The following is a 22419-nucleotide window of genomic DNA, read 5'->3' as shown; positions in this document are numbered from 1 at the left end:
GTGCAGGGCCGAAGCAGGTTTACAACGGCATGCGATAGTGGAGTGCGTAGCTTTCCACACCATCGTTAGGTGTTTGCAGCCCGCCATTGGAATAGTGGATGGCGCGCACGCCGACTTCATGGCCACCGGCGAATCGCAGACCGAAACCGATCCGGTCTTCGAACTGGAAAGACGATCCCAGGCCATTGTTTTCAACTTCGGTGCTGGAGAATGCCGCCACCCCGATACCTGCCTCGATATAGGGTTTGACTGACTCGCCAGCAAACTCGTAGACAAACACCGGAGCGAAGGAAAGGCTGTGGTTACTTGTCGTCTCGTCTCCGTCCCAATAGGTGTAGCCGGCATCCCAATAACCGGTAATCCGGCCAACGCTAGTTTGCCACCAACTGGCATCCCAGTTCGATTGCAGACCCAGGCGATAGGTCATGGTCGACTCACCGGTCTGCCCTACCGAAAAAGAAACATCTGCCGCTTGAGTTGTGAACGATTGCCCCAGGGTCAAGGCTGCAAGTGCAGCCAAACAAAGCAGTTTCTTCATGAGAAACGTCCTTTTTTTCCTAATGCTATTGTTGGTTCTTCTGTCTCGTCGGACAAAATTATAGAGGTCGGCGCGGCGGCGTTAGTTCACAGAAATCGTCAGTGCCCCTCACACTTCTTACACTGTGAAGCTTCGCACACTGTCAGATTTATTCCACAAGATTGGAAGTATCTTTCGCAAATGTTCCGGGCTTGAACTGGTCCAGAACTGTGCCTCACGCGCTGGGCCATCAGACAGCAATTGCCGCTCACCCAGCAGCCGTTGCAGCTGGCGGGCGACGGCAGCACCGGTGTCGATAATGGCAATCGATGGCGGCACCATCTGTGCCAGCAGTGGCTTGAGGAAAGGGTAATGCGTGCACCCCAGAATCAAGGTGTCGCAGCCCGCTGCGAGCAGAGGATTCACATAGCCCTGAAGCAGGTCACGCAGGACCGGACTGCCCAGATCCCCCGCCTCGATGCACTCGACCAGCCCGGGACATGGCTGAGTCACTACCTGTACGTCGTTGGCAAAGCGGTCGAGCAGCGCAGCGAACTTGGCGCTCTGCAGCGTGCCAGTGGTGGCCAGCACCCCGACCACGCCACTGCGGGTGGCAGCCGCAGCAGGCTTTACCGCAGGCTCCATGCCTACCAACGGCCAGTCTGGATAGTGCTCACGCAGATCGGCTACCGCAGCGACAGTGGCCGTGTTGCAGGCGAGCACCATGGCCTTGGCGCCGTGCTCGCGGAAAAACTCGGCGACCAGACGGCAACGCTGCCGGATGAATTCAGGCGATTTCTCGCCATAGGGAATGTGCCCACAGTCGGCGACGTACAGCAGAGATTCATTGGGCAGCAAGCGCTGGATTTCTGCCAGCACCGACAAACCACCGACACCGGAATCGAAGACGCCGATCGGCGCTGCCACCTGATCAGTCATCCCGCCCGCCACAGACGCTGCACCCCGGATCACGCTTGACGCGCAACTCACGGAAGCGGCTGCCCAGCGCATCAATCAACAGCAAGCGACCAACCAGTGGCTCACCAAAACCGGCCAGCAGCTTGAGCGCTTCAAGGGCCTGCAGGCTGCCCACCAGACCTACCAGCGGACCGACCACCCCGGCTTCGCTACAGGTCAGCTCGGCTTCGCTGCCATGGCCATAGAGGCAGTGGTAGCAGGGGCTTTCAGGGCGACGCGGATCGAACACCGACAGCTGCCCTTCCAGGCGAATCGCCGCGCCACTGACCAGAGGTTTGCCTTGCGCCACACACGTGGCATTGACCGCCTCGCGGGTGGCGAAATTGTCGGTGCAGTCGAGCACCAGGTCGACCGCTTGCACAGCGGCCGTCAGCGAGTCTTCATCGAGGGCGTTGCGGTGGGCAACCAGACGGATTTCAGGGTTGATCGCCTGCAAGCGGTTCAACGCCGAGTCGACCTTGCTCATCCCCACCGATGCAGTGTCATGCAGTACCTGACGCTGCAGGTTGGTCAGATCGACCGTGTCGAAATCCGCCAGGTGCAGTTCACCAACCCCCGCCGCCGCCAGGTACAACGCCACGGGCGAACCCAGGCCACCAAGACCGACGATCAATGCCCGGCTGTTCTTGAGCCGCAGCTGTCCGTCGATATCGACCTGAGCCAGGAGGATCTGCCGGCTGTAGCGCAATAGTTCCTGATCACTCAGCACGACAGTCGCCCCAGGCTGATTCGTTCATGACCGCCAAGATCGATGCGGCTTTCGATTTGTTCGAAGTCGTGCTGCGCCAGCAACTCGCGCACCGCGGCAGCCTGATCGTAACCGTGCTCGAGCAGCAACCAGCCACCCGGCTGCAGGTGCGCAGGTGCCTGACTGATGATGACGCGCAGGTCGTCCAGGCCATCGGCGCCCGCCACCAGCGCGCTGCTCGGTTCAAAGCGCACATCACCCGCCACCAGGTGTGGATCTTCGGCGGCGATATACGGCGGATTGCTGATGATCAGATCGAAGCGTTCACCCTTGAGGGCGTCGAACCAGTGGCTGCTGCGCACCTGGACATTGTTCAGTTGCAAGCGCTGGCGGTTGCGCTCTGCCAGGGCCACAGCCTCAAGCACGCGGTCCACCGCCATGACCTGCCACTGCGCCCGCTCACTGGCCAGGGCCAGGGCAATGGCGCCGGTCCCGGTGCCCAGGTCCAGCACGCGAACCGGGCTCAATGGCAACAGCTCCAGCGCGGTCTCGACCAGCAATTCTGTGTCCGGACGCGGTATCAAGGTATGCGGCGCCACTTCCAGGTCCAGGTTCCAGAACCCTTGCTGACCCAGAATATAAGCCACCGGCTCACCGCTGCGGCGGCGCTGCAGGTACTCGGCGAAGGTCAACGCCGCTTCACTGCTGACAATCCGCTCAGGCCAGGTATGCAGATAACTGCGCGACTTGCCGATGGCGGCCGCCAACAGCAGCTCGACATCCAGGCGTGCCGTAGGCGAATCCGGTAGCTCCGCAGCGCGGAGCAGGCTGGCGATAATCGTCATTTACTCACCCAGTGCAGCCAGTTGGTCAGCCTGATACTCGGCCAGCAGCGGCTCGATCACCGCGTCCACGCCACCGGCCAGCACATCATCCAGAGAATACAAGGTCAGGTTGATACGGTGATCGGTGACCCGGCCCTGTGGATAGTTGTAGGTACGAATCCGCTCGGAACGGTCGCCCGAGCCCACCAGCAGTTTACGTTCGCTGGCAATCGCATTCTGCGCCGCGCTGGTCTGCATGTCGTTGAGCTTGGCCGACAGCCAGGACATCGCCCGTGCGCGGTTCTTGTGTTGCGAGCGCTCTTCCTGACACTCAACCACAATACCGGTAGGCAAGTGGGTGATGCGCACCGCCGAGTCGGTTTTGTTGATGTGCTGACCACCCGCGCCGGAGGCACGGTAGGTATCCACGCGCAGGTCGGCCGGGTTGATCTCGATCGCCACATGCTCGTCGGGCTCGGGCAGTACCGCCACGGTGCAGGCCGAAGTGTGGATACGGCCTTGGGATTCGGTTTCCGGCACGCGCTGGACACGGTGGGCGCCAGACTCGAACTTCAGCTTGCCATAGACATAGTCGCCCTCGACCCGGGCGATGATTTCCTTGTAGCCACCGTGCTCCCCCTCGTTCTCCGAGAGGATTTCCAGACGCCAGCCACGCCGTTCGGCGTAGCGCGAATACATGCGGAACAGGTCGCCGGAGAAGATCGCCGCCTCGTCACCGCCGGTACCGGCGCGGATTTCCAGGAACACGTTGCGCCCGTCGTTGGGATCTTTGGGCAGCAGCATGCGCTGCAGCTGGTTCTCCAGTTCGGCCAGTTGCTCCTTGGCTTCGCGCACTTCCTCTACGGCCATTTCGCGCAGGTCGGGGTCGCTGTCCTTGAGCAGTGCCTGGGCACCGGCCAGGTCGTCCTGCACCTTGCGCCACTGGGCGTAGGCCGCCGCCACGGGCTCGACTTCGGCATATTCGCGGGAATAGGCGCGAAAGCGGGTCTGGTCGGAAATGACTTCAGCATCACCCAGCAGGGCGGTCAATTCCTCGAAACGGTCCTGGAGGGTGTCCAGCTTATTGAGCAGCGACGCTTTCATTGCGGGGTTTTATCCGTCGAACCCTCATTGAGGGCAAAGAGTTCCTGGGCCATGGCCAGCGCATCGAGGCGGCCTTCGGCAGAGAGCTTTTTCAGTTGCACACTGGGTGCATGGAGCAATTTGTTGGTCAGCCCGCGCGCCAGTTGCACCAGCACTTCTTCGGCACTGCCGCCATTGGCCAGCAGACGCTGGGCCTTTTGCAATTCTTCGTCACGCAGGCGTTCGCTCTGCTGACGGTACGCTTTGAGCACATCCACCGCCGCCAGTTCGCGCAGGCGCAGCATGAAATCTTCGGCGCCCACCGAGACCAGCTCTTCGGCAGCCTGGGCAGCACCCTGACGGCTCTTGAGGTTCTCGGCGACCACATCGTGCAAGTCATCGACGGTATACAGGTAGACGTCGTCCAGCTCGCCAACTTCTGGCTCGATGTCACGCGGCACGGCGATATCGACCATGAAGATCGGCTTGTGCCGGCGCTGCTTCAGCGCGCTTTCCACCGCGCCCTTGCCGAGGATCGGCAACTGGCTGGCGGTGGAACTGATGACGATATCGCTGTTGACCAGCTCCTGCGGAATATCCGCCAGCAACACCGCATGGGCACCGAACTGCTCGGCCAGGGTGCTGGCCCGCTCCAGAGTACGGTTGGCCACCACGATACGCCGTACGCCCTGCTCATGCAGGTGTCGCGCCACCAGGGTGATGGTTTCGCCAGCGCCGATCAACAGCGCCTGGCTACGCCCCAGATCGCTGAAGATCTGCTTGGCCAGGCTGACCGCGGCAAAGGCCACCGACACCGGGTTTTCGCCGATGGCGGTATCGGTGCGCACCTGTTTGGCGGCACTGAAGGTCGCCTGGAACAGACGCCCGAGCAGCGGACCGATGGTCCCGGCCTCGCGCGCCACGGCGTAGGCAGACTTCATCTGGCCGAGGATCTGCGGCTCGCCAAGCACCAGCGAGTCGAGCCCGGACGCCACCCGCATCATGTGCCGGACGGCATCATGATCCTCATGGATGTAGGCACTGGCGCGCAGTTCATCCAGGCTCAGCTGATGATATTCAGCCAGCCAGCGCAGAATACTCTCTGCGGCCAGGTGGTCCTGCTCTATATAGAGTTCGCTGCGGTTACAGGTCGAAAGGATCGCCGCCTCACGGCTGGCGGTCCGTCGGCAGAGCTGCTGCAAGGCGTCCACCAGCTGCTCAGGGGTAAACGCCACGCGCTCGCGTACGTCTACCGAGGCAGTCTTATGGTTGATACCGAGGGCAAGAAAGGCCATGCAAGGTCGCTGATTATGACGAGAAGCCGATAATTGTCCTACTTCGCAGGTTTCAGAACAACCACCGCTCGCTATTGTCTCTATAGACTACCTCTACCGAGACCTTCGCTTATGGGTTTGCCCCGGCGCTTGTGTCATGATGATCCGACCGCTGGTAAGCCGCCCAAATCCTCATTATGAATAGATCCTACGCGTTGTTCCTTGCCTTGGCCCTGCTCCAGGGCTGCCAGACCCTGGCCCCCGACTCGTCGGATGCCCAGGCGCCTGCCCTCGATGCCGCACAAAAGCCGGCGGACAAGCCGGTGGTCTATGGGTCGTTTACCCAGGAAACCGTGTACAACCTGTTGAGTGCGGAACTGGCCGGCCAGCGCAATCGCTTCGACATTGCCCTGGACAACTATGTCAGCGAGGCCATCAAAACCCAGGACCCGGGCATTTCCGAGCGCGCCTACCGCATCGCCGAATACCTGGGCGCCGATCAATCGGCCCTGGATACCGCACTGATCTGGGCGAAAAACGCTCCGGACAACCTCGACGCGCAACGCGCCGCTGCCATCCAGCTGGCACGCGCTGGCCGTTACGACGACTCCATGGTCTATATGGAGAAAGTGCTGCAGGGCAAAGGCGACACCCATTTCGATTTCCTCGCCCTGTCGGCCGCCGAAACCGACCAGGACACCCGCGACGGCCTGCAGAAGAGCTTCGATCGCCTGCTGCAGAAATACCCGGACAATGGCCAGCTGGTATTCGGCAAGGCCCTGCTCCTGCAACAGGACGGCAACGCCAAGGCGGCGCTGGACCTGCTTGAATCACATCCGCCCGAAGAAGGCGAGATCGCCCCGGTGCTGCTGCGCGCGCGCCTGCTGCAAAGCGTGGGCCGCGGCGAAGAAGCCCTGCCCTTGCTGCAGAAAACCATTCGCCAGAACCCCGACGACAAGCGTCTGCGCCTGACCTACGCCCGCACGCTGGTGGAGCAGGATCGCCTGGACGACGCCAAAGTCGAGTTTGCCAGCCTGCTCGAGCAATACCCGGATGATGACGAGCTGCGTTACTCCCTGGCGCTGATCTGCCTGGAAACCAAGAACTGGGATGAAGCGAGCGGCTACCTGCAAGAGCTGATCGAGCGCGACAGTCACGTCGACTCGGCGCACCTGAACCTTGGGCGCATCCATGAAGAACGCAACCAGCCGCAAGCGGCCCTGGACGAATACGCCCAGGTCGGTCCGGGGAACGACTACCTGCCAGCCCAACTGCGCCAGGCCGACATCCTGGTGGCCAACGGTCGCAGCACAGAAGCCTCACGCCGCCTGGCGCTGGCCCGCGACACTCAGCCGGACTACGCCATCCAGCTGTACCTGATCGAAGCCGAAGCACTGGGCAACAACGACAAGGATGCCCAGGCCCTGCAGGTGCTGGAACAAGCCCTGAAGCAGTACCCTGACGACAACAACCTGCTGTATACCCGTGCCATGCTGGCCGAGAAGCGCAACGACCTGGCCCAGATGGAAAAGGACTTGCGCAGCATCATCGCCCGCGAGCCGGAAAACGCCATGGCCCTCAACGCCCTGGGCTACACCCTGGCCGACCGCACCACGCGTTATGCCGAAGCCAAGGCGCTGATCGACAAGGCTCACCAGATCAACCCCGACGATCCCGCGGTGCTCGACAGCCTGGGCTGGGTCAACTACCGCATGGGCAATCTCGACGAAGCCGAGCGCCTGCTGCGCCAGGCCCTGGAGCGCTTCCCCGATCACGAAGTCGCCGCGCACCTGGGCGAAGTCCTGTGGGCCAACGGCAAGCGCCGCGAAGCACGCCAGATCTGGGCCAAAGCCATCGAAGCCCAACCCGACAGCCCTATCCTGCGCAAGACCGTCTTGCGCCTGACCGGTTCCGAGACTCTTTAAGCCTATGTTTTTGCGCCACTGCATCACCTTCAGCCTGATCGCCCTGCTCGCCGGTTGTGCCGGCTTCGGTTCCCGTGAAGCCCTCCAGGGCCAGGGCAGCCCACAATTGTGGCGCGAGCACAAACAACAGCTGAGCACCCTCGACGGCTGGCAGATCAACGGCAAGGTCGGCATCCGCGCCCCGAAAGACTCCGGCAGCGGCACCCTGTTCTGGCTGCAGCGCCAGGATTACTACGACATTCGCCTGTCCGGCCCGCTGGGCCGTGGCGCCGCGCGCCTGACCGGTCGCCCGGGCGGGGTCGTGCTGGAAGTTGCCAACCAGGGCCGTTTCGAAGCAAAAAGCCCGGAGGCCCTGCTCGAAGAACAGCTCGGCTGGGAATTGCCGGTATCGCACCTGGTCTGGTGGGTCCGCGGCCTGCCTGCACCGGACAGCAAGAGCCAGTTGACTCTGGGCAGCGACAGCCGCCTGGCCAGTCTCAAGCAGGATGGTTGGGACGTGCAGTACCTGAGCTACACCGAGCAGAACGGCTACTGGCTGCCCGAGCGCCTCAAACTGCACGGGCAAAATATCGACGTGACCCTGGTGGTCAAGGACTGGCAGCCACGCCAGCTGGGGCACTGACATGACCCGATTGACCCTGCCGGCCCCGGCCAAACTCAATCTGATGCTGCACATTCTTGGGCGCCGCGCCGATGGCTACCACCTGCTGGAAACCCTCTTCCAGTTTCTCGACTACGGCGATGAACTGACTTTCGCCGTGCGCGAAGACGGCGAAATCCGCCTGCACAGCGACATCGAAGGCGTCCCCCACGACAGCAACCTGATCGTCAAGGCCGCCCGTAAACTGCAGGCCCTGAGCGGCTGCACCCAGGGCGCCGACATCTGGCTGAAAAAAATCCTGCCCATGGGCGGCGGCATCGGCGGTGGCAGTTCCGATGCCGCCACCACCCTGCTCGGCCTCAATCACCTGTGGCAGCTTGGTTGCAGCGAAGATCAGCTGGCAGAACTGGGCCTGAGCCTGGGCGCTGACGTACCGGTTTTCGTTCGTGGCCACGCGGCATTCGCCGAAGGTGTCGGCGAAATCCTCACCCCGGCAGACCCGGAAGAGCCCTGGTATGTCGTGCTGGTGCCACAAGTATTTGTAAGTACAGCAGAAATTTTTTCACATCCGCAGTTGACACGTGATTCCTTGCCCCTTAAGATGCGCCCCGTTCCCAAGGGAAACAGTCGTAATGACTGCCAACCGGTAGTAGAGCAGAGTTACCCAGAAGTACGTAACTCACTGGATTTGTTAAGCAAATTCACTGAAGCTAGACTCACCGGAACTGGAAGTTGTGTGTTTGGGGCCTTCCCAAGCAAAGCTGAAGCTGATAAAGTTTTGGCCCTTCTTGCAGATACCCAAACAGGGTTTGTAGCAAAAGGAAGCAACATTTCGATGTTGCATCGCAAGCTTCAAAGCCTGCACTAGGAATCGAGTACAAGGTACTCGCAGCAACAGATACAGGGGCGTCGCCAAGCGGTAAGGCAGCAGGTTTTGATCCTGCCATGCGTTGGTTCGAATCCAGCCGCCCCTGCCATTTTCCTTATACTCATCCAGGTATACCCTCAGCCTTCAGGTACTGCGCGTGTCCAAGATGATGGTCTTTACGGGGAACGCCAACCCCGATCTGGCTCGGCGTGTCGTACGTCAGCTGCATATCCCACTGGGTGATGTTTCTGTCGGTAAATTCTCCGACGGCGAAATCAGCACTGAGATTAATGAAAATGTTCGCGGTAAGGACGTTTTCATCATTCAGCCGACTTGCGCGCCAACCAACGATAATCTGATGGAACTGGTAGTGATGGCCGACGCCTTCCGCCGCTCCTCAGCGTCCCGAATCACTGCCGTGATTCCTTACTTCGGATATGCCCGCCAGGATCGCCGTCCGCGTTCGGCGCGTGTTGCCATCAGCGCCAAAGTCGTCGCTGACATGCTCACCGTCGTCGGTATCGACCGTGTTCTCACTGTCGACCTGCACGCTGACCAGATCCAGGGTTTCTTCGATATTCCGGTAGATAACATCTACGGCTCCCCCGTTCTGGTGGATGACATCGAAGACCAGCGTTTCGAGAACCTCATGATCGTGTCCCCGGACATCGGCGGCGTCGTGCGTGCACGTGCGGTTGCCAAGTCCCTGGGCGTCGATCTGGGTATCATCGACAAACGCCGTGAAAAGGCCAATCACTCCGAAGTGATGCATATCATCGGCGACGTCGAAGGACGTACCTGTATTCTCGTCGACGACATGGTCGATACCGCCGGCACCCTGTGCCACGCGGCCAAAGCCCTGAAAGAACACGGCGCTGCCAAGGTTTACGCCTATTGCACGCACCCTGTCCTGTCGGGTCGGGCGATCGAGAATATCGAGAACTCCGTGCTGGACGAACTGGTGGTGACCAATACCATCCCGTTGTCCGCAGCTGCACAAGCCTGTGACCGTATCCGTCAACTGGATATCGCACCGGTTGTCGCTGAAGCGGTGCGCCGCATCAGCAACGAAGAATCGATCAGCGCGATGTTCCGCTGAGGACTTTGTCCTCGCGAACCTCTCGTTGACGAAAAGCGCCCCGCCCCAACACCTGTTGTTGGGGCGGGGCTTTTTTGCCCACCCCGTTTGGCGCTGGTCGCAAACGCCTGCGGGAGATGGCTATTTTGGAGATACAAAATGACTGATTTCATCCTGAACGCCCAAGCGCGTACCGACCTGGGGAAAGGTGCGAGCCGCCGCCTGCGTCGTCTCGCCTCTTCCGTTCCTGCTGTAGTTTACGGCGGTGACAAAGAGCCAGTTTCCATCACCATGCTGGCTAAAGAAGTTGCCAAGCTGTTCGAAAACGAAGCTGCTTTCAGCCACGTTATCGAGCTGAACATCGACGGCAAGAAAGAAAACGTCGTTGTTAAAGCCATGCAGCGTCACCCAGCCAAGCAGTTCATCATGCACGCTGACTTCGTCCGCGTTGTTGCTGGCCAGAAACTGACCGCCAAAGTACCTGTGCACTTCGTCAACGAAGAAGCTCCGGTCAAGAAAGGCGGCGAAATCTCCCACGTAGTGGCCGAGATCGAAGTTTCCTGCGAAGCCAAAGACCTGCCTGAGTTCATCGAAGTCGACCTGGCCAAAGCCGAAGTCGGCACCATCATTCACCTGTCGGACCTCAAAGCTCCGAAAGGCGTTGAGTTCGTTGCTCTGGCCCACGGTGATGACAAAGCTGTTGCCAACGTTCACGCTCCGCGTGTTGCGCCTGAAGCTGCAGAAGGCGCTGCTGAGTAATCTCAGCACGCCGGCGTTGATCGGGTTACAGTGCCCCGCACTGTAACCCCCAACTCCAAGGAAGAGCCCCTGACGTGACCGCCATCCAACTGATCGTCGGCCTGGGAAACCCTGGCCCCGAATACGAACAGACCCGGCATAACGCAGGGGCTCTTTTCGTAGAACGCATTGCCAGCGCCCAGCGTGTCAACCTGACCGCTGACCGCAAGTATTTCGGCCTGACGGCAAAATTCAGCCATCAGGGCAAAGACGTTCGTCTATTGATTCCGACCACCTACATGAACCGCAGCGGCCAGGCCGTTGCTGCACTGGCGAATTTTTTCCGCATCCCGCCAGATGCCATCCTGGTGGCCCACGACGAACTAGACCTGCCGCCCGGCGTCGCCAAGCTCAAGAAAGGCGGCGGCCACGGTGGCCACAACGGCCTGCGCGACATCATTGCGCAGCTCGGCAACAACCAAGACTTTCACCGTCTGCGGCTTGGCATCGGCCACCCGGGTGACAGCAGCAGGGTCTCCGGTTTTGTCCTGGGCAAGGCGCCGCGCGCCGAACAGGAAAAGCTGGACGCCAGTATCGATTTTGCCCTCGGCGTGCTGCCGGACATCCTCGCCGGCGACTGGACGCGTGCGATGAGAGAGCTGCACAGCCAGAAGGCCTGACTCCACGAAGAGGGATTCACCATGGGTTTCAATTGCGGCATCGTCGGTCTGCCCAACGTCGGCAAGTCCACCCTGTTCAACGCCTTGACCAAATCCGGTATCGCGGCAGAGAACTTCCCCTTCTGCACCATCGAGCCGAACAGCGGCATCGTACCGATGCCTGATGCGCGCCTGGATGCCCTGGCGGCCATCGTCAAGCCGAACCGCGTACTGCCGACCACCATGGAATTCGTCGACATCGCCGGCCTGGTAGCCGGTGCCTCGAAAGGTGAAGGCCTGGGCAACAAGTTCCTGGCCAACATCCGCGAAACCGACGCCATCGCCCACGTAGTGCGCTGCTTCGAAGACGAGAACGTGATTCACGTCTCCAACAGTGTCGACCCCAAGCGCGACATCGAAATCATCGACCTGGAACTGATCTTCGCCGACCTCGACAGCTGCGAGAAGCAACTGCAGAAAGTTGCGCGTAACGCCAAAGGCGGCGACAAGGATGCCCTGGCGCAGAAAGCCATCCTCGAAAAACTGATCCCGCACTTCACCGAAGGCAAGCCTGCGCGCAGCCTGATGAAGGGCATGGCGGACGACGAGAAGGCACTGATCCGTGGCTTCCACCTGCTGACCAGCAAGCCGGTGATGTACATCGCCAACGTCGCTGAAGACGGCTTCGAGAACAACCCGCACCTGGACGTCGTGCGCGCCATCGCCGAAGAAGAAGGCGCTGTTGTCGTGCCGGTGTGCAACAAGATCGAAGCGGAAATCGCCGAGCTCGACGAAGGCGAAGAAAAGGACATGTTCCTCGAGGCCCTGGGCCTGGAAGAGCCTGGCCTGAACCGCGTGATTCGCGCAGGTTACGGCCTGCTCAACCTGCAGACCTACTTCACCGCCGGTGTTCAGGAAGTCCGCGCCTGGACCGTGCGTGTCGGCGCTACCGCTCCGCAAGCGGCAGGCGTGATCCACACCGACTTCGAGAAAGGCTTCATCCGTGCCGAAGTGGTCGCCTATGACGACTTCATCCAGTACAAGGGTGAAAGCGGCGCGAAAGAAGCCGGCAAATGGCGTCTGGAAGGCAAGGACTACATCGTCAAGGACGGTGACGTGATGCACTTCCGCTTTAACGTCTAAGCCGTCTGCGGGTCCTGCCGGGCCCGGATGAACACAAAACCCCTTGAGGCTATCCGCCTCAAGGGGTTTTTCTTTTCCATTGAGCCGCGTCAGGCCCCTCCACGCCCGCCCTGTCTATACTCAGAGGCACTTTTACTGACGAGGTATCAGCGCATGGCAAAGAAGAAGGCAAAGGCGCGCGACGCAGAGCAGCTGCCCCGCAAGGAATACGAAAAAGAACTCAAATCTCTGCATGTCGAACTGGTCAAGCTGCAACAGTGGGTGACGGCCAAGGGCCTGAAAGTCTGCATCGTTTTCGAGGGGCGTGACGGCGCCGGCAAAGGTGGCACCATCAAGGCCATCACCGAGCGGGTCAGCCCGCGGGTATTTCGCGTTGTCGCACTGCCGGCACCGACCGAGCGGGAAAAGAGCCAGATTTATGCCCAGCGCTACATTCAGCACATGCCCTCCGCTGGCGAAGTGGTGATCTTCGACCGCAGCTGGTACAACCGCGCCGGGGTCGAGCGGGTCATGGGCTTCTGCTCCGACGACCAGGCGAAAAAATTCCTGGCGGTGACCCCGCTGTTCGAAAAGATGCTGGTCGAGTCCGGCATCATCGTCATCAAGTACTGGCTCGAAGTCAGCGCCGAAGAGCAGCAACGACGCCTGGAAGAGCGCATCACCGATGGTCGCAAGATCTGGAAGCTCTCGCCCATGGACCTGAAATCGTTCAGCCGCTGGGACGACTACACCCGCGCCCGCGATGAGATGTTTGCCGCTACCGATTCTTCCTGGGCGCCGTGGTACATGGCGCACTCCGAAGACAAACGACGGGTACGCCTGAACATCATCAGCCACCTGCTCAAGCAGGTTCCCTACAAGGACATTACCCACGAGCAACAGATCAAGCTGCCAAAGCGCGGCAAGATCGGCAGCTACAAGAGTGCCGACTACCCGTTCCGCCTGATTCCAGAACGTTTCTGAACAGGATTGCGGCACCCTCGACACTGATCAAGGGCTGACGCTTGCCTCATCTCAGCCCGCAACTGCAAGGCGCCTGGCCTTGCGGTTGGCAGTGCGGGCAAAGCACACGAACAACGCGGCCATGATCGCCAGCGCCATCGGCAAACCATGGGGCGCGACATCCATGGCCGCACCGCTGAGCAATGGCCCGATCAGGCTGCCAACGCCCCACAACAGCCCGACACTGGCATTGGCGGTAACCAGATCCTGCCCCTTGAACTGCTGGCCGATCAACACCAGCGCCAGGGTATAGACCCCACCGGCAACCGCCCCCAGCACCACCAGCGCCGGCCACAGCAGCCACTGCACCTGCAACAGCCAGGGCAAGGCCAGGCCAATCAGCATCGCCACCACACCGCAGACCAGATGCACCAGGGTCCGTTCGCTGCGGTCCGCCAGCCAGCCCAGGGGCAGCTGAAACAGCATGTCGCCGGTGAGGATCACCGTCACCATCAAGGCCGCCACTCCCACGGCAAAACCGTGACTCGAGGCGTACACCGGCATCAGCGACAGAATTACCGCATCGAAGAACGAGAAGAACAGCACGCCCATGCACAACGCCGGCGCGACGCGGAAAAAGCCCGCCAGGGAGAAGCTCTTGCCGCCCTCCTCGCCATGCTCGACGTGATCGTTGGGCACTGTCAGCACGATACACAGCAACGCCAGGCCATAGCAGGCGGTAACCACTGCCGTCACCCAGACGCTCTGCGCACCGAGCAGCGCCAGCATGGCCGGGCCGAGCATCTGAAAGCCGGTGAACGCAGTGGCGTACAGCGCCATGACCTTGCCGCGGTTGCGCTCTTCGCTCAGTTCATTGACCCAGGACTCGCCAAGAATGATCGCGATGCCCATGCCGATGCCCAGGCCCAAACGCAAAAGCGCCAGCAGGTAGATCGAGGAAAAAGCCCACTCGAGCAGACCGATACTCAAGGCACACAGGCCGAAGCACAGGAGGTAGATGACTCTTCGTGTCAGGTACCGGCAGCAGGCATCGACCATGAACGCCGAGAGCATCATCCCCGCCGCCGGAATGGCTGAGAGGATTCCGATCTGCAAGGTGCTGGCACCTGCTTCAAGCAAACGCAGTGACACCAACGGCAGGCTCGCCCCAAGGCTGAAACCGACCACCGATACGGCGAACAACAGGCCCGCCAGAAAACGCTTGTTCATTACAACTCCACCACTGGCGCACGAACGAAGTCGTCCTGGGCCAGCTCATACATGACCTTAAAGAGTTCAGGTGCAGGCAAGCTCGACCGCGGCGATGCCGGGCGTGCTTTTACCGCGTCAGTGAGCGAACGCGGGCGGGGAGAAGGTGAAGGCGAACAGTACGCTGCGTCGACGCTTGAGTACCGTGTCACACGGCCAGTTGCACCACGCGGCCTGGGCAGCGGGTGGTGGCATCGTGTAACAACTGCAAGAGCGGCTCATGCATCAGCAACCGTCAGAAAGGGAGGCGCACTCTAGGGGATGTACACGGCAGGCGTCAATGTGCAGCGCAATGGTTGGAAAAGCGATTGAGGCAAGTCACTTATTAGGGAATTTGATTCAACAATCGGAAGAAAACACATCAAAGATAAGAATATAAATCTTTTATAGCCTATGGGGACTCTTCGTCCGTCGGATTCCAGTCCATGACTCAAGTATTGAATCATCCCCAGACCACTAGCGCCCCCCACGGCGCCAGCGGCTTCTCCATCGCACTTCTGGCGGTGGCAGCGTTCGTCATTGTGACCACCGAGTTTCTGATTATCGGATTACTGCCGGCGCTGGCCCGTGATCTGCAAATTTCAATCCCTGCGGCAGGCCAACTGGTCACCCTCTTTGCGTTCACGGTCATGTTGTTCGGCCCACCGTTGACCGCGGCGTTGGCTCACATCGAACGCAAGCGGCTGTTTATCTTCATCATGGTCGTGTTCGCGGCATCCAACGCCCTCGCCGCATTGGCCCCCAACATCTGGATACTCAGCCTGGCACGCTTCATCCCTGCCCTGCTGCTGCCGGTTTTCTGGGGAACGGCAAGTGAAACCGCCAGCCAGCTGGTTGGCCCCGAACGTGCCGGGCGTGCGGTCTCTCAAGTCTATCTGGGGATTGCTGCCGCCACCTTGTTCGGCATTCCGCTGGGCACGGTCGCAGCCAACATGATTGGCTGGCGTGGCGCATTCTGGGGGCTGGCGGTACTGTCGCTGGTCATGACCGTGCTGCTGGCAGTGTTCATGCCCAGACTGGCGCGTCCGCAGCGTACGGGCTTTCTCAAGCAACTGAGCATTCTCGGCGACCGCCGCTTTGTCGCCAATGTGATCCTCTCGGTTGTGGTGTTTACCGCGATGTTCACTGCCTATACCTATCTGGCAGATCTGCTGGAGCGCCTGGCGGGTATCGAGCCGGTAGCTGTCGGTTGGTGGCTGATGGGCTTTGGTGCAATCGGACTGCTCGGCAACTGGCTGGGTGGCCACTTCGTCGATCGCAATCCACTGGGCGCTACCGCTGCCTTCGTGCTGATCCTGGCTATCGGCATGGCGATCACCATCCCGCTGGCAAGCTCCTACCTCTGGCTCGCGGTGGCATTGACGGTATGGGGTATCGCCTACACCGCGCTGTATCCGGTCTGCCAGGTACGTGTCATGAAGGCAGCCACCCACGCTCAGGCACTGGCCGGCACATTGAACGTCTCGGCCGCCAATGCCGGTATCGGCCTCGGGGCGATCATCGGAGGCTACAGCATTGAACTGGGCGGGCTCGCCAGCATTGGCTATGTCGCGGCCGGCATTGCCTTGCTTGCGGTGCTGATGGCCGTTGCAATGGCGCGGAGCAGACAAGTGCCGTTGACACTAGCCGCAACCGCTACCGACCCGCACTGATGCCCCTCCCCCCGCGCCTCACTGTGCGGCTGGAGCGGATCAGCATTCCACGAGATGATGCCCGCCCCGAAGTACATCGACGAGCCATTCAAGGATCGACAATGAGGCTTACAGAGCACCTCAAAGGCATCGAAGTTTTTGTAGCAGCAGCAGATTCCGGCAGCTTCACCGCCGCCGCCATCCAGCTCCACCTGACAACATCTGCGGTCAGCAAAGGGATCGCACGCCTGGAGGCCCGGCTGGGAACACGCTTGTTCGAGCGCACCACACGCAGCCTCAACCTGACCGCTGCGGGCGATGCGTTCTACCTCACCTGCAGCCGGATCCTGGCCGAACTCGAAGAAGCCCAGAGCGTCCTGGCCGCCGAACGCAAGGAGCCTGCAGGACGCTTGCGTGTCGATGTCCCGGTGACGTTCGGTCGCCAACATGTGCTACCGCTCCTGCTCAATTTCACCGAAAACAACCCACGGCTACGATTACATACCTCGTTCACCGATCGCTTCGTCGATGTCATTGAAGAAGGCATCGATCTGGCCGTGCGAATCGGCAGCATTGATCAACTCCCGGACCTGCTCGCACACCTGCCTATAGGCCAGGAACGCTTGATCCTCTGCGCGGCACCGCACTACTTGCGCCAGCACGCCACGATCATCACCAGCCAGGACCTCGATCAGCATGACCATGTGATGTATGGACGGGCGGACGGCAGTATCAGCCCTTGGCTCTTCGCCGGGCCCGAGCGGCAGATAGAGCGTCGGGCCATGAACGGCAGAATCGTCCTCGGTAGTGGCGAAGCACAGGTTCAAGCGGTCAAAGGCGGCTACGGCATTGCGCAGCTGGCCACCTGGATGATCAGCGAAGAACTGCAACGTGGTGAACTGGTGGAGATCCTTCCGCAACTGTCTACCGCCGGGTTACCCATCAGCCTGGTCTGGCCACGCAGCCGTCAGCTCCTTCCAAAAGTCGATGCCTTGTCGAAGTTCCTCGCTTGTCACCTGCCTTCAGCGCTTTCCAGTGGACGGCAACAGGATCGCCAGTAGACCGAACAGCGGCAAGTACGAGCACAGGCTGTAGACGTACTCGATGCCCTTGAGGTCGGCCAGGTAGCCGAGCAATGCCGCGCCGATACCGCCAAAACCGAACATCAGACCAAAGAAAATCCCGGCGATCATGCCGACATTGCCGGGTACCAGTTCCTGGGCATAAACCACGATGGCCGAGAACGCCGACGCCAGGATAAAGCCGATGATCACGCTCAGGACGCTGGTCCAGAACAGGTCCGCGTAAGGCAGCAACAGGGTGAACGGCGCCACGCCGAGGATCGAGAACCAGATCACCGCCTTGCGGCCGATGCGGTCACCGATCGGCCCGCCGAAGAACGTCCCGGCGGCCACCGCACCGAGGAACAGGAACAGGTGCAACTGCGAACTGGCCACCGACACGTCGAACTTCTCGATCAGGTAGAAGGTGAAGTAACTGGTAAGGCTGGACATGTAAAAGTACTTGGAGAACACCAGCAGCCCGAGCACCACCAACGCACCGGTCACTCGCCCGCGCGACAGGCCGTGAGTGGCCGCCTGACCGGCCTTGGCCTTGAACAGGTTCAGGTGCTCGCGGTACCAGCGGCTCAGCACATAGGTCACCAGTACCGCGAATACCGCGAACAGACCGAACCAGGCGACATTGCCCTGGCCGAACGGAATGATGATCGCCGCCGCCAGCAGAGGACCAAACGCAGAGCCGGCATTACCACCGACCTGAAAAGTCGACTGCGCCAAGCCGAAGCGCCCGCCCGAAGCCAGCCGGGCAATGCGCGAGGTCTCCGGGTGGAAGGTCGAAGAGCCGATGCCGACCAACGCCGCTGCCAGCAGAATCATCGGAAAGCTGCCGACGTACGCCAGCATGACGATCCCCACCAGGGTGCACAGCGTGCCCAGCGGCAACAGGTTGGGCATCGGCTTGCGATCGGTGTAGAAACCCACCCAGGGCTGCAGCAGTGAGGCGGTGATCTGAAAGGTCAGGGTGATCATCCCCACCTGGGCAAAACTCAGCCCGTAGTTGGCCTTTAGCATCGGATAGATCGACGGCAGCACCGCCTGGATCAGGTCGTTGATCAGGTGCGCCAGGGCGCAAGCGGCGATGATCCGCATGACCAGCGGGCTGCTCTGGGCAGTCGTGGTGCTGGCGGGCGAAATGGACGAGGCACTGCTTACAGCCATGACAAGGTCTTCCATCCGGTGGTTGGGATCCAATTATCCAGAATTCGTTAGCAAGCGCACTATTCTTTTCGACGAACGTGATTTCGACCGAAACTGACGCTCGACAGCGCCAGCGCGGTGGACGTCGACCTGCGCGGGCCGGTGCGCCAGGGGTTTCTCAATGTGATCCATGATGGCCGCCCCTTTGTAGTCGAAGTCAACGGCGCCCGGATTCAGGTGCTGGGCACGCGTTTCTCGGTCAGCCGAGGTCGTGACCGCAATAGTGGTCCTGCTCAAGGGCAAAGTGGAGGGCAGCCGCCTGCTACTGCTCGATGACCCGGCTGGGCGGCGCCTGGTCATTGGTGACTTCAACCTCGACCAGGCCGCCGGCACCTTCGATACCCTGGCCAGCGCTCAGCAGTTGCGCGCCCACGAACTGGCTGGGCAATTGATCATCGTCCGCTGATTTGCACTGCTGCCACACCACGTAGCGGGCTGCTGAGCTACCTGTCCGCTAAGCAGTTGATCGCACGATGAATTTTTTTAAAAAAGAGTGTTGACAGGTATCCGTTTAAAGCGAATAATGCGCGCCACTTGGCTACATAGCTCAGTTGGTTAGAGCATAGCATTCATAATGCTGGGGTCCGGGGTTCAAGTCCCTGTGTAGCCACCAAGTACCGAAAAAGGGCTTACCGCAAGGTAGGCCCTTTTTTTGCCTTGTGTATTTTAGACTTCAAGGCCGCTCAAGAGACACGCGCGTGATCAAGGGTGTGTAATGCTCGATCCTGATCGGCAAGCTGCGCGCCAACAGGCGCAGTGCCCGCTGACTGTCATCGGCGGGTAGCACGGCGGTGACCCGCAGCAATTGCAGGTCTTTGGCGTCATACAGCAAGTAACCCCGATGATTGCGCGCCAGGCGCTCAAGCACCTGATCCAGGGGCTGTTCGCGCGCCAGCAGTTGATGCTGCTCCCAGGCCTGCTCAACCTCAGCAATGTCGATAGACTGCAGCGCCCCCGCCCCCGCCACATCGAAGCGCAACGTCTGTCCGGCCCGAACCGTTACGCGCTTGCCGGCACTGTCGACTTCACTGGCCGACTCAATCATCGCCAGCCGACTGGAGTCAGGCAGTTGCTCTACGACAAAACGGCTGCCCTGCGCCCGCACACTGCCGTGCTCGGTCAGTACCAGGAAGGGTCGGGCATCGTTGGCCACCTCCACCCGTATTTCCCCTTGCACCAGGCGCAGCGTGCGGCGCTGCCCATCGAACTGCAGATCAACGGCGCTGCTTCCATCCAGGCTGATACGGCTGCCATCGGGTAGCTGTCGGGTGCTCCATTGGCCACTGCCGGTGCGAATGTCGGCAAACAGGTAGGACGGCGGAAACTGCTGCAACGCCAAACCGATCGGCAACAGCAGCAACGCGGCCAGCGCCAGCGCCTTGATCGGCTGCCGGACGGCACGCCGTCGGGCAATACTCTCGAGGGCCACCCGCGCCGGCTCCCGCGGCAAATCGCGCAGCGTCGCCATCCTGCTCTGCAGACACTCGATTGCCTGCAGATGCTCAGGGTCGGCGTCGAGCCAGTCGCGAAAGGCATTGCGCTCGGCAGCGCCGACTTCGCCATCCAGGCGCACCAGCCATTCGGCCGCCTCTTGCAGCACTTGTGCAGAAGGTGAATTGTTCATAGGCACCGGCACCGAGCAGACGCATGAAGGATTCCTGCCCCTCAGCGCACGTTGGCCAGCACCACCGCCAGCCCCAGGCCAATCAGGGCCACACCGATCACCCGATCGACCAGCAACTGCCGATCCAGCATGACCCGGCGCAAGGATGCCGAGGAAAAGAACAGCGCGACCAGGCTGAACCACAGCCAATGGGCCACAGACATGAACAGACCATAACCAAGACTGGTCGCCAGCGAGCTGCCCGGTTGCACTACCTGAGTGTAGGCACTGACCACGAACAGCATGGTCTTGGGATTGAGGACATTGGTCAGAAATCCCGAGCGAAAGGCTGCGCACACGCCGAGCTGGCTGGAAGCAGCACCGCCGTCGAGGGAGATCCGCGTGGTGTTGGTCAACGACTTGTAACCCAGGTAGATCAGATAGCCCGCCCCCAGCACTTTCATTGCCAGAAACAATGACGGGGTCTGGCTGATGATCAGGGCAATGCCAAGCACCGTGTACAGCACATGCACCTGCACGCCCAGGGCGATGCCCAGCGCTGCTGACAGACCGGCGCGGCGGCCAAAGGCATAACTGCTGCGGGTGACCATGGCAAAGTCTGCGCCCGGGCTGATCACCGCCAGGACGGTGAACACAGCAACGGCAATGAGTTCATTCACGAAAAACGCCTCGATCTGCTAGGAAATTGCACAGGTGGGAGCGGGCTTGCCCCGCGATAACGCCCTGCACACCGCCATTATCGAAAGCTTCGTAAACGACAAAAAACGATTTATAGTGCGTTAAATCCGCTAGTTTTCCTCACACATATGAAACTTCCCGCCCTCTCCGCCTTTCGCTATTTCGACGTCGCCGCCCAGACCCAGAGCTTCGTGCGCGCCGCCGAACTGCTGAACGTCACCCATGGCGCCGTGAGCCGCCAGGTGCGCCTGCTGGAAGAGTCTTTGGGGGTCGAGTTGTTCGAGCGGCGCAATCGCGCCATCTTCCTTACCCCGGCCGGTCGTGCCTTGCACGGCACCACCCTGTCAGTCTTCGAGCAACTACAGGGCGCGGTACATCGACTGCAGCAACAGGCGCGGGAGAACGTGCTGGTGCTGTCCTGCGAGCCTACCATCGCGATGAAATGGCTGATCCCGAGGCTACCGGCCTTTCACGCCGCCCATCCCGATATCCACCTGCATCTGGTGGCGGCTGGTGGCCCTGTCGATTTCGCCCGCAGCGGCGTTGATCTGGCGTTGCGCCGCGATGACTTTCGCTGGGAAGCCGATCTGCACGCCGTAAAAATCTGCGATGAATGGGTAGGCCCGGTGAGCAGCACCCACCTGGCCATACCGGACCAGGGCCTGGAGGGCCTGCGCTTGCTGCACAGTGCATCACGACCCAGTGCCTGGAACACCTGGTTGCGTGTGACAGGCGAATCAATCAAGGGCAGCAGTCGCGCCGATTACGAACATTTTTATCTGTGCATCCAGGCTGCCGTGGCTGGCCTGGGTGTGGCCATGGCTTCATTCCTGATGGTTCAGGACGAGATCGATAGCGGCCAGTTGCAAGCGCCGCGCAGCTTCGTCCAGGATCAATCGGCGTACTACCTGCTGTGCCTGCAAACAATGGCCGACGACGACAAATGCCAACGTTTCGCCCAGTGGGTCAGCGCACAGGTGCAAGCCTGCCTGGCTCATTTGCTTTGAGGCTGATCGGCCGCTGGCAAGGCACAGAAAGACGAGCCAGCACTGAAGTCCCCGCCCCAGGTGCGAAAGCCCGCCGTGTCGATATGAATGCGCCCTGATGGGTAACGGCCCAGGCCCATGTTCCAGGCCTTGCCCCGGGCCTGCCAGAATTGGCACAACGGATTGGGATCGGCCCAGGACGGCAGGATCACATCAACCGCAAACGCCCGGGTGTGCGCGCTGTTTACGGCGCCGCCAGCACAGCGGTTGAGACGCGGATCGCGGTAGGCCGAAACCACTTCATAACGCTGCAACAGGCCCTGGTCACCCAGGGTCTTGAGCAACTGAAGGGTCGACCGTACTGACGGCCACTGCGCGGCTGGCGCCACCGCAAAGGGCTGCGACAAGCACAGGCGCCAGTCACTGGCCGAACGCAGCAGCTGAGAAATCGGCACCACGCCATACAGGCGTGCATCCACCAGCATCTGGCGAAAGGTCCGGGTTTCATGGTCGCCAGCCCACTGGGCAAACATGTAAAGGTCGCGCTCATCGGCGTGCGAATGAGCGCTGCACAGCAGTGTCAGCAAGAGCCCGATTGTGCGCCATGAGGCCATTTGTCCCACTCCTTGGCTGT

At 60.8% G+C, this 22419-nt stretch carries 23 protein-coding genes and 2 tRNA genes; 14 read left to right on the top strand and 11 right to left on the bottom strand.

Annotated elements, in window-relative coordinates:
• Positions 1 to 19 precede the first annotated feature (19 nt).
• The 6 genes from NPS47_RS13050 to hemA all read right to left on the bottom strand — a co-directional run bounded on the left by NPS47_RS13050 (position 20) and on the right by hemA (position 5385).
• On the bottom strand, positions 20 to 538 hold the full coding sequence (locus tag NPS47_RS13050) for an acyloxyacyl hydrolase (RefSeq protein WP_274295331.1): 519 nt from the start codon (positions 536 to 538) through the stop codon (positions 20 to 22).
• Between the two features lie 117 nt (positions 539 to 655).
• Entirely contained in the window at positions 656 to 1456 is an 801-nt protein-coding gene (gene murI / locus NPS47_RS13045; protein WP_274295330.1) for a glutamate racemase, read from the bottom strand.
• Positions 1449 to 2204 carry a molybdopterin-synthase adenylyltransferase MoeB gene (locus NPS47_RS13040; RefSeq protein WP_274295329.1) on the bottom strand — a complete coding sequence of 252 codons (756 nt, stop codon included), beginning with the start codon at positions 2202 to 2204 and terminating at the stop codon, positions 1449 to 1451. Before NPS47_RS13040 ends, murI begins: the two co-directional genes overlap by 8 nt.
• On the bottom strand, positions 2198 to 3028 hold the full coding sequence (prmC, locus tag NPS47_RS13035; protein WP_274295328.1) for a peptide chain release factor N(5)-glutamine methyltransferase: 831 nt from the start codon (positions 3026 to 3028) through the stop codon (positions 2198 to 2200). The genes NPS47_RS13040 and prmC overlap by 7 nt, the downstream gene beginning before the upstream one ends.
• Positions 3029 to 4111, bottom strand: coding sequence for a peptide chain release factor 1 (gene prfA, locus NPS47_RS13030; RefSeq protein WP_038614744.1), 1083 nt, complete (start codon positions 4109 to 4111; stop codon positions 3029 to 3031).
• Entirely contained in the window at positions 4108 to 5385 is a 1278-nt protein-coding gene (gene hemA / locus NPS47_RS13025) for a glutamyl-tRNA reductase (RefSeq protein WP_274295327.1), read from the bottom strand. Before hemA ends, prfA begins: the two co-directional genes overlap by 4 nt.
• A gap of 176 nt (positions 5386 to 5561) precedes the next feature.
• On the opposite strand from hemA, the gene NPS47_RS13020 reads away from it, so the two are divergent.
• From NPS47_RS13020 to ppk2, 9 genes are all read left to right on the top strand, one after another.
• Entirely contained in the window at positions 5562 to 7289 is a 1728-nt protein-coding gene (locus NPS47_RS13020) for a tetratricopeptide repeat protein (protein ID WP_274295326.1), read from the top strand.
• Between the two features lie 4 nt (positions 7290 to 7293).
• Positions 7294 to 7911: a lipoprotein insertase outer membrane protein LolB gene (gene lolB, locus NPS47_RS13015; RefSeq protein WP_274295325.1), complete on the top strand. Its 618-nt coding sequence runs from the start codon at positions 7294 to 7296 to the stop codon at positions 7909 to 7911.
• 1 nt (position 7912) lies between these two features.
• Positions 7913 to 8758 (top strand): 4-(cytidine 5'-diphospho)-2-C-methyl-D-erythritol kinase, encoded by an 846-nt coding sequence (ispE, locus tag NPS47_RS13010; RefSeq protein WP_274295324.1) that lies wholly within the window; start codon positions 7913 to 7915, stop codon positions 8756 to 8758.
• 34 nt (positions 8759 to 8792) lie between these two features.
• Positions 8793 to 8867: transfer RNA gene (locus tag NPS47_RS13005), tRNA-Gln, on the top strand.
• Positions 8868 to 8915: 48 nt separating this feature from the next.
• Positions 8916 to 9857, top strand: a complete 942-nt coding sequence (locus NPS47_RS13000; RefSeq protein WP_009405962.1) for a ribose-phosphate pyrophosphokinase — start codon at positions 8916 to 8918, stop codon at positions 9855 to 9857.
• 138 nt (positions 9858 to 9995) lie between these two features.
• Positions 9996 to 10595: a 50S ribosomal protein L25/general stress protein Ctc gene (locus tag NPS47_RS12995; RefSeq protein WP_274295323.1), complete on the top strand. Its 600-nt coding sequence runs from the start codon at positions 9996 to 9998 to the stop codon at positions 10593 to 10595.
• A gap of 74 nt (positions 10596 to 10669) precedes the next feature.
• Positions 10670 to 11254, top strand: coding sequence for an aminoacyl-tRNA hydrolase (pth, locus tag NPS47_RS12990; protein ID WP_038614756.1), 585 nt, complete (start codon positions 10670 to 10672; stop codon positions 11252 to 11254).
• Between the two features lie 21 nt (positions 11255 to 11275).
• Positions 11276 to 12376, top strand: a complete 1101-nt coding sequence (ychF, locus tag NPS47_RS12985; RefSeq protein WP_274295322.1) for a redox-regulated ATPase YchF — start codon at positions 11276 to 11278, stop codon at positions 12374 to 12376.
• A 153-nt stretch (positions 12377 to 12529) separates the two neighbouring features.
• Entirely contained in the window at positions 12530 to 13339 is an 810-nt protein-coding gene (gene ppk2, locus NPS47_RS12980; protein WP_274295321.1) for a polyphosphate kinase 2, read from the top strand.
• Positions 13340 to 13390: 51 nt separating this feature from the next.
• Here ppk2 and NPS47_RS12975 read toward each other — a convergent pair whose 3' ends face one another.
• Complete coding sequence (locus tag NPS47_RS12975) at positions 13391 to 14548, bottom strand: MFS transporter (protein ID WP_274295320.1); 1158 nt, start codon at positions 14546 to 14548, stop codon at positions 13391 to 13393.
• 464 nt (positions 14549 to 15012) lie between these two features.
• Between NPS47_RS12975 and NPS47_RS12970 the strand changes: the two genes are divergently transcribed.
• Together NPS47_RS12970 and NPS47_RS12965 are read left to right on the top strand one after the other, a co-directional pair.
• Positions 15013 to 16239, top strand: a complete 1227-nt coding sequence (locus NPS47_RS12970; protein ID WP_274295319.1) for an MFS transporter — start codon at positions 15013 to 15015, stop codon at positions 16237 to 16239.
• 101 nt (positions 16240 to 16340) lie between these two features.
• Complete coding sequence (locus tag NPS47_RS12965; RefSeq protein WP_274295318.1) at positions 16341 to 17279, top strand: LysR family transcriptional regulator; 939 nt, start codon at positions 16341 to 16343, stop codon at positions 17277 to 17279.
• On the opposite strand, the gene NPS47_RS12960 is transcribed toward NPS47_RS12965, so the two are convergent.
• Positions 17241 to 18458 carry an MFS transporter gene (locus tag NPS47_RS12960; protein ID WP_274295317.1) on the bottom strand — a complete coding sequence of 406 codons (1218 nt, stop codon included), beginning with the start codon at positions 18456 to 18458 and terminating at the stop codon, positions 17241 to 17243. The two genes, NPS47_RS12965 and NPS47_RS12960, sit on opposite strands and share 39 nt — an antisense overlap.
• A 250-nt stretch (positions 18459 to 18708) precedes the next feature.
• Between NPS47_RS12960 and NPS47_RS12955 the strand changes: the two genes are divergently transcribed.
• Both NPS47_RS12955 and NPS47_RS12950 read left to right on the top strand, forming a co-directional pair.
• Positions 18709 to 18903 carry a hypothetical protein gene (locus tag NPS47_RS12955; RefSeq protein WP_274295316.1) on the top strand — a complete coding sequence of 65 codons (195 nt, stop codon included), beginning with the start codon at positions 18709 to 18711 and terminating at the stop codon, positions 18901 to 18903.
• Positions 18904 to 19033: 130 nt separating this feature from the next.
• A tRNA-Met gene (locus tag NPS47_RS12950) sits at positions 19034 to 19110 on the top strand.
• A gap of 60 nt (positions 19111 to 19170) precedes the next feature.
• On the opposite strand, the gene NPS47_RS12945 is transcribed toward NPS47_RS12950, so the two are convergent.
• Both NPS47_RS12945 and NPS47_RS12940 read right to left on the bottom strand, forming a co-directional pair.
• Complete coding sequence (locus tag NPS47_RS12945; RefSeq protein ID WP_274295315.1) at positions 19171 to 20121, bottom strand: FecR family protein; 951 nt, start codon at positions 20119 to 20121, stop codon at positions 19171 to 19173.
• A gap of 41 nt (positions 20122 to 20162) precedes the next feature.
• Positions 20163 to 20780 (bottom strand): LysE family translocator, encoded by a 618-nt coding sequence (locus NPS47_RS12940; RefSeq protein WP_274295314.1) that lies wholly within the window; start codon positions 20778 to 20780, stop codon positions 20163 to 20165.
• Positions 20781 to 20927: 147 nt separating this feature from the next.
• Here NPS47_RS12940 and NPS47_RS12935 point away from each other — a divergent pair, with 147 nt between their 5' ends.
• The gene (locus tag NPS47_RS12935; protein WP_274295313.1) at positions 20928 to 21806 is read left to right on the top strand and encodes a LysR substrate-binding domain-containing protein; all 879 of its coding nucleotides are present in this window, start codon (positions 20928 to 20930) and stop codon (positions 21804 to 21806) included.
• Here NPS47_RS12935 and NPS47_RS12930 read toward each other — a convergent pair.
• Positions 21794 to 22399 carry a D-Ala-D-Ala carboxypeptidase family metallohydrolase gene (locus NPS47_RS12930; protein WP_274295312.1) on the bottom strand — a complete coding sequence of 202 codons (606 nt, stop codon included), beginning with the start codon at positions 22397 to 22399 and terminating at the stop codon, positions 21794 to 21796. The two genes, NPS47_RS12935 and NPS47_RS12930, sit on opposite strands and share 13 nt — an antisense overlap.
• Positions 22400 to 22419 lie beyond the last annotated feature (20 nt).

It is taken from the genome of Pseudomonas putida, assembly GCF_028682475.1.
Taxonomy (GTDB): Bacteria; Pseudomonadota; Gammaproteobacteria; order Pseudomonadales; family Pseudomonadaceae; genus Aquipseudomonas; species Aquipseudomonas putida_AG.
The sequence above is the reverse complement of the archived record's forward strand: the minus strand, read 5'-3'. Positions and strand labels throughout refer to the sequence as shown.